Below are 12479 nucleotides of genomic sequence, written 5' to 3'. Positions count from 1 at the left end.
GCCCACTTTTTTCCGCCAGCATCAATCTTTCGCAGGCCGATTGCCGTAACTATAAATGTAGCCGTAATCTGAGGAATAATAGCCGATGGCTTTCGCGTCGAATTTGGTCAGCAGCACACCCAGAATGCGGGCGTTGCTACCAGACAGACGACCAAGCGCATCATTGGCGCGGCGACCATGGACGCGATTGGCCTCGACCACAAATACCATGCTGCCAACATCGGATGCTAGCGTGGGAGCATCGGCTAGGCCCAGCACGGGTGGAGAGTCAATTACGACCATGTCATAGGTCTGCTCACACTGGTTGACGAGCTTCAGCATTCCTGGCCCCGCAATCAATTCGGCTGGATTTATAGGAATGGGGCCCGCGGTGACTAGGTCAAGACCAGGCTGATCAGTTTTGATCAGCACATCCTCCAAACTAGCTTGGCTAGCCAAAACATTCGACAAACCTTTTTGGTTATCGACTTCAAACCGCTTGTGTTGCGACGGACGACGCATATCGGCATCAATTAGCACGACTTTGTGCCCAATCTGAGCAAAACTTCGGGCAATGGCGAGTGCACTGGTCGACTTGCCTTCAGCAGGCCCACTGCTCGTAAAGATTAGACTTTTAGGTGCTCCGGTCGAGGTGGAGAGCTGCAGTGCGCTTCGCAACGCAGCATAGGCTTCGGACATATCCGATTTGCGATCGTTCATTGCCTCGCGAACGTTCATTTCTTCCTTCAACTTCGGAATTACGCCGATCGCGGGCAAGCCAAGCATGCGCTCGACATCGCTTGTAGAGCGGATCGCATCGTCGAAATTCTCACGAAGGAAAGCGAGTCCGGCACCGAGCAACAGGCCGGCAACGATCGACAACGCCAGATTAAGAAGCGGGCGTGGACGTACGGTGCCACCTGGGGGATCAGCACGGTCGACGATCGAGATATTGTTAGCCGTTATGCCCGCCGCAGCACTGATCTCTTTGTAGCGCTGCAGTAGCCCGTCATACAGGGTGCGGTTAGTGTCCAGATCGCGGCGTAGAATGTTGTAGCGAACGCTGCGATCCTGTTCGGCAAGCGTCATGTTCTTTAGGCCAGCAATCTGTTTCTCCAAGCCGGCTTCCTGCCGTTGCGCAATGACATAATCCTGGCGAATGCCGTCACGTAGCTCGGTTGCTAGGCGAGTAATCTGAGCGGTAGACGCGTCTATCTGAGTCTGTAGCTCCCGTTGGGTCGGATAATTTGCATCGTAACGCAGACTGTTTTGCTGGTATTGTGCCCGCAACTGGGCACGCTGCTGGACCAGTGCGGAAATGGCGCCGTTCTGCTGAACTATCGCGAGGTTCATCAGCGGCGTTGATTGCGCCTGAAGCCAGCGCTGTTCGGCCGCGATGCGGGCAGCAACCGTCTGGGAAAGGCTTTGGTTTAGCTGAACCAAGCTCGACGCGGTCAACGACCCCGATCCCGTTCCGCCGCCAGAACTGGTATCGATCAGTCGCGCGCCTCGGGCGTAGTCGATGAGCGCGCGCTCCGACTCCTCGAGGCGCTGGCGGGTTTGCCGCAACTGCCCCTCAAGAAATTGCCTGGCATAGGAACTCGTATCATACTTTCGGCTTAGATTGCTGGTGATGTAGTTTTCAGCAAAGCTGTTGGCGATCCTCGCGGAAAGATTTCGGTCGGGGCTGTCGAAAGCGATGTTGACGACACTGGAATCGACGGGAAGCTTTACCTTGAGATTGGCGTCAAGCACGCCGAGTACCTGTTCGAGGCGGGCCCGATCCACGGCCGGACTTGCTTCTGCCGATTCAGACTGCTTCATCCCCATCTGTTCGAGAAAGGCGTTATTGCGCAACAGACCGAGCTGGGTCGCAACCTCGCGCGCCAGCGTTCGGCTTTCGAGGATGTCGACCTGAGTTTCCAGATAACGGTCGGCGTCCCCAACGCCGCTCTGGGGTTGCACGTCACCACCCTTAATGATCTGGGCCGACTCCATGTCGATCTGGATACGCGCGGTAGCCCGATAAATCGGCGTGCTCAGGAAAGTGATAATAATCCCGAGGGTGACGCACACTGCAAGTGCGCCGATGAGAATGTAGCGGTTGCGATAGACCACCGACCAGAGCGAGCGCAGATCGATCGACTGCCACGCCATGCCGCCCCCGCGCGCTGTCGCGCCTGGCGGCAAGCCATTTTCTTCGCGGCCTTGGGGAGCGCCGCGAGGGAGATTAATGGAGGAAAGCTTGTTCATGCAGCAAGGCCTGATGATTTAAAGCGAAAAAGGATGCGCAACGATGTCACTCAATAAAGAAGGGGAGCAAACAGACCAAAAGCTGGCAACACAGCGAGCGCATCATAATAGAAAGATTTGATCGACGAGGAACCGACCACGATGTAATCACCTGGCCGGATGTAGGGATCGGGTGCGCGACCTTCGCGGATCGCCAGTACGTCGAACAGTGCGCCGTTCCGCTTGCCGTCGATAGTCCGGAAGATTGCCACCCGGTCGAGATCGGCGGTGCGGGTAGCGCCCCGTGCACGAGCAATGCTTTGCAGTAGTGTGGTATTTCCGTTGATGGGGTAGACGCCCGCCTGACCCACCGCTCCGTCGACGATTACGTTCTGCGTCTCGGTATCGGCGATGATAACAGAGACACGGGGAAAGCGCAGTCCGTTCTGCCGTAACTGCTCGCCAATCGCTTTAGAAAGCTCAGTCGTGGTACGACCAGCGGCCTGGACCCGACCTATCAGCGGCAGCACGATGCCACCGCCCGATTCAACCGCTGCAGCCTGAACGGCGAGATCAGGTTCACGAAACACCGTGATGGTCAGGCTGTCGAGCGCATTGATCTTGTATTCGGGCTGGTCAGCCTCAATTCTTCTTGGCGGAATGACCTGGTATGCCTGCTGCCCCTGCGGAAGTTGGAAACTCTCCTTGGTCGCACATCCAGCTAGGAAAGCGGGCAGACTCAAAAGAGCAACCGAAAATGCCTTCGTCATAACGTTTCCAAAATCTTCCTGCTCTGGACGCTTGCCAGCGATCATTTCCCGACCCACTCAACGGGCTGTTCGGCGGACCTTCTGGCGATAGCGCCTCGGCGGCTCTAAATCCAGAGCGCTTGGCGGCGCTGCAAGAACGGCGCAGTACATGGCTGCAAGCCCCGCCAGAGCCAGGGTGCGAAGCGGGTAGTCGAGGAGCGAGTGGAGGATTAGTTCCAGCACCCCCGCGACAGCGATCACAACGGGCGCAAAACCCACGCTTCCCCATCGGCAGGCCCGCAACCGTAAAGCGGCGACTGCGCAGAACCATATCAGGAAACCCGCAAGAATGACGATCGCTGGCACGCCACCCTCAAGCGCGATTTCCATATAGTCTGAATGAGCATGGTTAACGTAAGTAGGTCGAACGATGGACAGCGGCTCGCGAGCGGCAAAAACTTCAGGAAAGGTACCGAACCCAGATCCGAAGGGTAAATAAGCTTTCGTGGTGTCAACGACCACCGGCCAGAACTGATAGCGGAGATCTGAACCGGCATCGAAGCGCTCAAGCGCCCGTCCTACTACGGCCGTCTGGGGTAGCACAATAACAAGCAGCACGGCTGCCGCGGCCAGCCCACCGAACGTCAACGCCATGCCGCGCCGGGTAGGACGACCAGACGTTAGGATCATCCCCGATGCTAGAAGCCCGATCGGCAACAATGCTAAACCAGCGCGCGACAAGCACCCAAATACTGTCAACGAGATAAAACCCGTCGCCGCAGCAGCAATCCATCGACGTGTTGCAAGGGGGGCGGAATGCCATCTTTCCTTGATCGTCCACGCAAGCGCCGGCATTGCGGCCACCAAAAAAACTGCGCTGTGGTTCTTATTTGCGAACAGCCCGCTACCTGGTCGAGTGCTGGTAGTGTAATAAAACGTCAGCCAAGGAAAACCTTGGAATTGAAGAACTACCAACAGTCCATTCAGGATCGCAAATCCGGCAATCAACTGTAACAAAAGCCGCCGCACATCCGCGCCGCTCCGCAGTGCAACGACGAACATCGCAAACGGTACTATGAAGAAGGCAATTGAGGAACGTGTACCGGCAGGATTGAGACTGAGCGGAGCCGCACGATCGCTTGCATCGGCAGCAGCGTAGACGGCAGCGGCATCTTCGCGCCCAGGCAACGCTTGCCAAACGGGCGATGGAAGCGGAATAAGTTGCACCAACAGCATCAGGATGGTGCTAGTCAGCAAAGCGACAGCTACCCAGGTCGGCCAGCCTTGCGGCCTTTGCCAAGAACGCCAGGCAAACCACGCAAGCGCAAGAACCGCGGCCAGTTCCACGACCAACCGATATGTCGGAAACAATCGGCTGCCACCACCGAAAAGCAAAGTGACGACCAGCAATCCGCCGGCCGCGATGGCGTCGCCGCGACCAACTGCCTGCGTCATTTTCGTCTTTTCTCCAAACCGGTACACCGTTATAAGCGGGCCTATTGCACGAGACGGCATAAGTGGCAATCAGGCCAGTGGTTTCACGCGCCGTTTTGGGAGAGCCACTTGCCAAATGCCGAACCTAGCGAGCCGGTTGCCCGAACGGCGACGGGTACGGTCGCATCGGCAGGCAAAGCTCGGCTGTGGTTCATCGCCTCGCTTCCGCCGCCTGTTGACGGCCAGAGCAACTGCAACTCTGCTATGCTTGGCCACTTGTCAGAACGCGCCGCGCTGGTGCCGCTCAGCGTGGGTCGCACGGTAACGGCCAAGATCGTTCGCGGGTTTTCCAATGGCTGGATGTTGCTGCGACACGCTCGCGCCGACGATGTCGCCTATTTTTCGGTCCCCGGTCAATTGGGCGCCTGGATGCTGCTTCCCGCAATCGTAGCGTTACGGCTGCGTGGAGTGGAAGCGTGGTTTCACCACCACTCCTTCCGATCGATTAATCGCGGGCCGTTGAAAGTGATGCGGGCGCTGGTCGCTTGTGCAGGATCACGGCAGAACCACATTCTGCTGTCGGACGTTATGCGCGACCGCTTTGCCGCTATGTATCTGTCTTCTCCCCAAAGACGGGCATACACGCTGTCGAACACTTGCCTGTTTCCGCCCGACACCCAAATTCGGCCTGTTGCGCGGCCTGAACGCCCATGCACTTTGGGCCATCTGTCGGTGCTGACCCGTGCGAAAGGCGTATTTTATCTGATTGACCTGTTCGACACCCTTGTCGCGCAGGTGCCAGGCATTCGCCTGATCTTGGCCGGGCCCGTGTGCGATCAAGAACTGGCGCATGCGATCACGGCGGCAGCGGCCCGGCATCCGGATGCGTTCGAATACCGCGGCATGATCGGCGGGAAGGAAAAGGCAGACTTTTACCGCGACATCGATCTGTTCGTGCTGCCAACGACCTTAGTGGACGAAGCCGAACCGCTGGTTATGATCGAAGCCTACGCTCAGGGAGTCGATGTGTTCGCCAGCGCAACCGGCTGTATTCCTGATCGACTGCGCGATCCAGCATGCACGCTGACGCTGGATCGGACCAAGGATGCGGCGATGATATCAAGTGCGGCTACGGCGATGCCAACAGGATGGATGGCATTGCGCAACGCGTGCCACACGCACGTCGTTCAACTGGCTGCCACCAATGCATTCCAAGGGCATCTTTTACTCACCGAAATATGCGCAAAACAATCATCGTCACTCATGATGAGCGCAATGAAGATGGCTACACGATGAACTTCTATTTTGTTCTTTTTTTATTATATATCATTGCTCCAAAGATAGATCTTCCTTTAATATCCTTTCCTGTTCGTCCTGAAGATATAATCAGCTTAATCGCGGTTGGCGCCTTTGCGGTGCTTCCGCGCCGGCAGCGGCTCAATATAAGCTTACCAATCAAGCTATACCTTGTATTTGTCGGAGCAAACTTTTTTGCAGCACTGGTTAATTTAGGTTCATTCGGACTTACCGGAATAGTATATTCAGTTCGACTTCTTCAATATCTCGTATGGTACTTTATAATTTATGAAGCCTGTCACCAAGTAACGTGGTGGACGATGCGGCGGGCGTTCCTCGTGGTAAGCGCGATTTTTGTTGCCTGGGGCACGCTCGAATTCTCCGGCGTCATCGGGGTTATTGGCAAATTCACCGGCGCGACCGAGCGACTGACGATTAACACATCTGGCCCGTTTGAAACATCGGTCATGCTGGCGATGCTGGCCTATGGAGTGTCGACCTATCTCATGGCGGGGCCGCTGTTGATAATGGTGTTTCTTACCCAGTCGCGGGTGACACTGGTGGGAATGGTGTTCAGCTATTTTTCGTCGCGACCGTTACGCGGCATCGTGGCGGCAGCGCTTGTCTTCCTGCTGTATTCCGTTGTTGTGCAGCCGATCATGAATTCAATCCAAGACACACGGATCGGCCAGTCCGAAGGGCCGCAGCGCATGGTCAATGCGTTCGTCATCTCGTGGCAACGTGCCCCGGTCCTGGACGATCCGACCTTTTTCCGCGAACGCCTGCTCGATGGCGATACGATCTTTCGCTACATGGTCGACACCAAGGGTGATTTGAGTTTCCGCTACCGCGCGGTGCGGTGGCCCACGCTCATCAAGACCACGTTGAATAATCCGCTGGCTGCAGTGGTGGGTTGGTCGCCTGGTTCCTGGGGTAACGCGCTCGACAATTACTATGTGCGTGTCTTCGGGGAAACCGGACTGTTGGGCTTGGCGCTGTTCGTGTACTGGCTGGTAGTGACGATCCTGCGGCTCGATCCGCGCGGGCTGGCTCGCTATTCACTGGTGATGATGGCGGTGGTGGCGCTGTTCATCGACATCTTCACCTCGTCCAAATGCATGCCGCTGCTATGGGCCTTTCTAGCATTTGAGGAAGCTCGTCATCCTTTCGCCATTCCCCAGAAACTCCGGTTCGGCCTGCAATTGAAACGTCCGCAGGCGGCTCTTCCGGCACCCGAGAGCCTGTCAGGGTGATCGCACCAGTCATAGCGTTCGCACCCGGGGATGTGACCGCCGCCATTGTCACCTACGGCGCGCGGTGCGACTTGCTGTTGGCCGTGCTGGAGCGGCTGCGTGCGGAAGGGGTGGCACGCGCGGTGGTGATCGACAACGGTGCGCATTGGCCCGTCAACGAAACGCTTACTGAACGGTTTGGTGACTGGGCGCAGGTCGTCGCCATGGGCGCCAACACCGGCAGCGCACGGGGCTTTGCCGCGGCATTCGAAGTGGCGATGCGGATGGACAAACCCTTGGTCTGGGTGCTGGACGACGACAACCGCCCGTACGAGGGTTGTCTGGCCGTGCTGCTCGCCGCGCATGCGCGGCAGGCGGCGCGCACCCCGGTGAATCTGCTGGCCGTTGTCGCCGCCCGATCCGAACATGCCATCGGCGATGTCGGCGCGCGACAGTTGCTGACGAGATGGGACAGTTTTGGGGGCTTTCACGTTTCGGACATCGCGGACAAGATCGTGCGGCGCCTGTCGCGCCGGCGGACGCCGCACGCGCCCCGCGACAGGCAGGTGGGGGTGACCCATTTCGGCGGCATGTTGTTCCACCGGTCGCTGGTGGACAGATTCGGGTTACCGCGCAGCGACTTCTTCATGTATGCCGACGATACCGAATTCACCTGGCGCATCACCGCCGCAGGCGGCCGTGTCGTGCAGGTGGCCGATGCCCTGATCGAAGACCTGGAACCGGCCGCACAACAGACCGCGCGATTACGCAATCGCTTTGCTGCCGCCCTGCTCACCGACAGCGACTTTCGCAGCCATTATGCGGTGCGCAATCTTGCCTTTTTCGAAAGCCGTTTCCGACGCCGCAACCGGGTGGTCTTTGCGCTGAACCGCCAGCTCTATTTCTCGATTCTGCGTTTCTACGCCCGTAAAACGGGCCGAATGCAGAACTACCGCTTCATCCGCCAAAGCGCTGCGGAGGGGCTGGCGGGACGCTTGGGACCGGATAGCCGGTTTCCGCTGCGCTGACGGCATAGCAGAGTACCATCATGCGCATCCTCAATATCAGCCAGAACCATTACATTGCCGGCGGCATGGATCGCGTCATGTTCGATCAAACATGCATCCTGGAGGCACACGGACATGAGGTGGTGCCCTTTACCGCCGCAGACCCGACCGACGCACCGAGCCCATGGGCAGACCGGTTCCCAAAAGCGGCCCGCACGGACAGCACACCGCTCTCTGAAGTCCCGGCGACGCTGTGGCGGCCGCGTGCGGCACGGGCGCTGGCGAACCTGTTGCGGGACGAGCAATTCGACGTCATCCACCTCCACAGCTGGTTCAAACGCCTGTCGCCGGCCATCCTGCCGGCGCTCGCGCGTGCACGCGCGCCGGTGGTGCAGACGCTGCATGATTACCGCACCGTGTGTTCGCGTTCGACGATGTTTCGCGACGGAGGCATTTGCTACGAATGTGCCGGTGGACGACGCTGGCCGGCGTTGCGGCACCGGTGCAACGGATCGGTGGCGAAGACGATCGCCTCGCTTGCCGACATGGAGATCGCCGACCGGCTCGGATATCGCGGGATCGTGCGCCGGTTCCTGCCGGTCAGCGAGTTTCAGCGCCAACTGCTGCGCACTATGGGCCTGCCGGACGATCGGATGCGCACCTTGCCGAACCCGGTCGCTATCCCCGCGCGACCCGCACCGCCACCAGGAAAGGGTGCGCCGGTGCTGTTCGTAGGGCGCATGGAGGGCTACAAGGGGGCGAACCTGTTCGCCGAGCTGGCGCGAGGACGTCCCGATGCCGTGTTCGCCATGGCTGGAGAGGGTAGCTTGCATGCCGCGATCGCGGCGAGCCGGCCCGCAAATCTGCAGATGCTTGGTCAACTGGATCAAGCCACGCTGGCGCAGGCGGTGGCAGCCGCGACCTGCGTCGTGGTGCCGTCACTCGCGCCGGAAACCTTTGGTCTGGCTGCAGCGGAGGCGATGGCGGCGGGTAAGGCGGTCATCGCGAGTCGGACGGGTGGGCTGACCGAGATAGTACGCGACGGGATCGATGGTATTCTAGTCGAACCGGGCGATGTCAGAGGTCTTTCCGATGCGTTGGACCGGATACTGGCCGATCCGGAACGTGCCCGGGCGATGGGTGTGATCGCCCGCAAACGGGTTACCGAAACCTATTCTGGGGATCGCTTTCATGAACGGCTGATCGCAATCTATGACGAGGTCATGATGGAAGAGGCGGTGTCATGATCGCGAAACTCGTCAAGCTCGCTACCGGGCGTACCTATGCGATCGGGCCGGGTGATCTGGGCTACATGATCGCTAAGGGTGGGTGGCCTACTCTACGTGGCCTTGCTTGGTCGGCATTGCGGTTGCGGCGCTGGAACGGGCTGATGCTGGGACCGAACATCCAGTGGGTGATGGCCGGCCGGGTGCGCACGGGGCGGGGCGTGTTGATCGGCGGCATGAGCTATGTCGACGGGTCTGCGCGCCACGGGATCGTGTTGGCCGACAGGGTGACGATCCGCGAACACTCCTGGATCCAGGGGCGCAGCGGATTGAACGATCCGGCTGAAGGGCTGTGGATCGGCGAACGATCCTATATTGGACCGCGCGCGGTGATCGGGATCGGCGGGCCGATCCGCATCGGTGCCTCCGTGCAGGCGGGCGCCGGGCTTACCATCACGGCCGAGGCCCATGCCGCGGATGAAAGCGGCAGTTTCGTTTCCGGTCGTACCGAACGGCGTGGCGTGACGATCGGCGACCATTGCTGGCTGGGGAATAACGTCTCGATCCTCGATGGGGTGGAGATCGGTGCAGACTGCGTGATTGGTGCCAATTCGCTCGTCACTCGCTCGATCCCGGCAGGCTCGGTCGCGTTCGGCGTGCCGGCTCGGGTGCGGCACCGGACCTAGCATGCTTCCCGCCTGCGTTGCATCAGGCCGAAATCACCCTTGTGCCGGCAATCCAGCCGCTCTAGCGGGTCGGCACAAAACGACCGACGTCGATCATGAACTGGCGTTTGTAGTTGTTGACGAACATCGCATCCGCCCGGTGCCCGCGAGGCACGCTGTTCTGTCCAAGGGTGACGAAAGCCAATTGTTCCTGCGGGTCCCGCTTAGGATCAATGGGCTGGCCAAGTACAACCGGCACGGTTGGCTTAGCCGGCAGAAAACGATTGCCAGCCACCGTGATGTGGCTGACATTGTAGGTGAACTGAACCCCCGCGGTGGTGAATCCACTGATGGTGTTGTCGCGGATTTCCACACCGCCGGTATCCCCGCCGACTGCCACGCCGAAGGGTGATCCAGCAAAGCGATTACGTGCCACCAGCAGATTGCGCGGCTCCCCGTTGATCCGGTTGATCCTGAGGCCGGCCAGACGGCAATCGGTAACATCGTTTTCCACCGCCTGGCAGTCGGCGACTGTTTCCAGGAAGATACCGATACCGCATCGGCGGATCACGTTGCCGCGGATTACCCCTCTGTGCGACGTGGCAATGATGGAATGGTTCGCATCGTCATTGCCATAAACGTCGATGCCGTTGTCGACGCAATCCGTCACCGTGTTACGCTCAATCACCAACCCGTCGAATTGCGAACTCTGGATGCCGATATAGCTGGCCCGTTCCACCAGACAGTCCGCCACACGCAGGGCGCGACCGGGATTGCCGACGGCGCCCAGCAGCATCATGCCCTGCCCGTTCGCGCCGCGCACGGTGACGCGTTCGACCGATACATTCGTACAGCGACCGCCCCAACCGAGCACGATCGCACCGCCGTTTGAGGCGTCACGGAATTCACCCTGCCCAGTGCGATTGGCGTCCAACGTGAAATCGGAAAGCCCGGCGTTCTCCAGCGTGCCTTCGCTCGCGATGATCCGCAGAAAAGTGCCGGGGCCAAGCTGTCCGTCTGCCAGACGCAGCACCGAACGGGCGCGATCAGCACCTTCAAGCCGCACACCCGACCGAAGAGTGAAGGCTGCGCCACCGTTGCCGCCAGGCCCCGGGGAAAGCCGCAGGGCAAAGATACCCGGGCCAAAACGCACCGTTCCGCCACCGGCCGCAGCAGCCGCGTCGATCGCCCGCTGGAAAGCAGGCCCGTCATCACCCTTTCCGTCACCAAGAGCGCCGAAATCTTGCACGTCGAACCTACGTGCGGGACCATTCCGCTGTGCGCAGGCGGGCATGGAAAGCGCGGCAAATCCGGTGGCAAGGGCGGTGCCCATGAACATCCGGCGGGTCGATCGATCAGACATCAGCTTTCCTTGGCACGACGGCCGAAACCCGGGGGCCGTCGCGGGATACGGCGCAGCAGCGGGCGTTCAACCATCAAATGGCAGCCGATCCCCCCTGCAAGAGCCAGACCGGTCACTATCAAGAACGCAAGATACGGCGAGTTGGTCACCGGCATCAGCATTTTTGTTGAGATCGAAAGCAGCGGGTAATGCACGAGATAAATAGAATAGGACGCATCACCGAGAAAGGTGAAGACGCGCGCCAAGGCAGAGGGGCGTCCCGTCTCTGCCCGGGCCGCACCCACCACTACTATGGTCGATACCAGGCCAATGGCCACGGTAAGCAAGGGGGTGATATCCGTTCGATAGGCGACCCAAGCGCAAGCGATCAGACCCGCAAGGCCCAGGACCAACAACCATGCGGGCCGGCCGATTGGCAGTGATTTGAACGCCCAGCCCCCTGCCATACCCATGAAAAAAAGAAGAAAATAAGGCGCCACCCAGAAGTTGGTGGGCTCTTCTGTGGTGCTGGAGAGACTCACCATACCCGCAATCAAAACAGGAAGGGTGAGAACGACAAATAGCGATCTGCTTTTCAGCAAGACGAGGAAAAGAAGATAGAAGATGATCTCGTAGCGTAGAGTCCACTCGGCGACGAGAAATGGCTCGGCATAGGGTCGGTGTAAAGGTGGGGTAATCATCAGCGCAGCGAGGAACTGCCAAGGTGAGGCGCCGCCAGCGGGCGAGAAGGACGGGGCGATGGCGACCAAACCCATAAGAGGTATTAGAACAACCCAAATCATCGGATAGACCCGGCGAAACCGTTTCCAAGCAAAAGACCCGATGTCCGGAGACTCCGTTAAATCTCGCCAATGCGCTAGTACAATTACAAAGCCACTCAACACAAAGAAATAGTGAACACCCGCACGCCCGGGCATGAAAATATCAGCAGCGCGAGTACCAAAGTATTTTGGTAATCCGATTATTAGGTTAGCATGATAGAATAATACCGCTAGAGCGGCGAGACCGCGTCCGATCTGCAGAGTATAAAGTGTTTTCGGGCGCGCATCGGGGTTAGAAGGTATAGGACGGAAAAAGAACGGAATCAGGCGTCGCGCGTGACGCCGTTCTTCTGCGTCACGCACAACGGGGCGGGACGTGGGGGCGTCAGAGATCGTGCGAAGAGTGGGGGTTGAAATGACCGTTTACCTTATTCGCCCCACTGAAGCGATTTGAAATGTCGATACCCAATTATCCTTCGATATGTGTTACCTAGTGTGTTTCGTTATGGCAAGACGTGGCTTTTTACCGTCCAAT

10 protein-coding genes are annotated in these 12479 nt (G+C 59.0%); 5 read left to right on the top strand and 5 right to left on the bottom strand.

Translation table 11 applies throughout. The features are described from left to right. Nucleotides 1-21: 21 nt before the first annotated feature. Genes ASG67_RS17510 through ASG67_RS18640 form a run of 3 tightly spaced genes read right to left on the bottom strand, consistent with a single transcriptional unit; the run spans nt 22 to nt 4442 of the window. The gene (locus ASG67_RS17510) at nt 22-2232 is read right to left on the bottom strand and encodes a GumC family protein (protein WP_082543639.1); all 2211 of its coding nucleotides are present in this window, start codon (nt 2230-2232) and stop codon (nt 22-24) included. A 50-nt stretch (nt 2233-2282) separates the two neighbouring features. Beyond that, nucleotides 2283-3026, bottom strand: a complete 744-nt coding sequence (locus ASG67_RS17505; RefSeq protein WP_082543638.1) for a polysaccharide biosynthesis/export family protein — start codon at nt 3024-3026, stop codon at nt 2283-2285. Nucleotides 3027-3038: 12 nt separating this feature from the next. Beyond that, the gene (locus ASG67_RS18640; RefSeq protein ID WP_162244379.1) at nt 3039-4442 is read right to left on the bottom strand and encodes an O-antigen ligase family protein; all 1404 of its coding nucleotides are present in this window, start codon (nt 4440-4442) and stop codon (nt 3039-3041) included. An 81-nt stretch (nt 4443-4523) separates the two neighbouring features. On the opposite strand from ASG67_RS18640, the gene ASG67_RS18635 reads away from it, so the two are divergent. The 5 genes from ASG67_RS18635 to ASG67_RS19085 are packed head-to-tail and all read left to right on the top strand — an operon-like array spanning nt 4524 to nt 9841. Next, complete coding sequence (locus tag ASG67_RS18635; protein ID WP_156460907.1) at nt 4524-5690, top strand: glycosyltransferase family 4 protein; 1167 nt, start codon at nt 4524-4526, stop codon at nt 5688-5690. After that, the gene (locus tag ASG67_RS17490; protein WP_156460906.1) at nt 5633-6943 is read left to right on the top strand and encodes a hypothetical protein; all 1311 of its coding nucleotides are present in this window, start codon (nt 5633-5635) and stop codon (nt 6941-6943) included. The genes ASG67_RS18635 and ASG67_RS17490 overlap by 58 nt, the downstream gene beginning before the upstream one ends. A 32-nt stretch (nt 6944-6975) precedes the next feature. Then, nucleotides 6976-7950 (top strand): glycosyltransferase, encoded by a 975-nt coding sequence (locus ASG67_RS17485; protein ID WP_056532853.1) that lies wholly within the window; start codon nt 6976-6978, stop codon nt 7948-7950. Nucleotides 7951-7970: 20 nt separating this feature from the next. Then, complete coding sequence (locus ASG67_RS17480) at nt 7971-9176, top strand: glycosyltransferase family 4 protein (protein WP_056532850.1); 1206 nt, start codon at nt 7971-7973, stop codon at nt 9174-9176. Further along, entirely contained in the window at nt 9173-9841 is a 669-nt protein-coding gene (locus ASG67_RS19085; protein ID WP_056532847.1) for an acyltransferase, read from the top strand. Before ASG67_RS17480 ends, ASG67_RS19085 begins: the two co-directional genes overlap by 4 nt. A gap of 61 nt (nt 9842-9902) precedes the next feature. On the opposite strand, the gene ASG67_RS17470 is transcribed toward ASG67_RS19085, so the two are convergent. Both ASG67_RS17470 and ASG67_RS18630 read right to left on the bottom strand, forming a co-directional pair. Continuing rightward, the gene (locus tag ASG67_RS17470; protein WP_056532843.1) at nt 9903-11183 is read right to left on the bottom strand and encodes a right-handed parallel beta-helix repeat-containing protein; all 1281 of its coding nucleotides are present in this window, start codon (nt 11181-11183) and stop codon (nt 9903-9905) included. After that, a complete protein-coding gene (locus ASG67_RS18630; protein ID WP_162244378.1) occupies nt 11183-12307 on the bottom strand; it encodes an acyltransferase family protein in 1125 nt (374 codons plus the stop codon). Before ASG67_RS18630 ends, ASG67_RS17470 begins: the two co-directional genes overlap by 1 nt. Nucleotides 12308-12479 lie beyond the last annotated feature (172 nt).

The organism is Sphingomonas sp. Leaf339 (assembly GCF_001426195.1).
In the GTDB taxonomy this organism is placed as follows: Bacteria; Pseudomonadota; Alphaproteobacteria; order Sphingomonadales; family Sphingomonadaceae; genus Sphingomonas.
The sequence above is the reverse complement of the archived record's forward strand: the minus strand, read 5'-3'. Positions and strand labels throughout refer to the sequence as shown.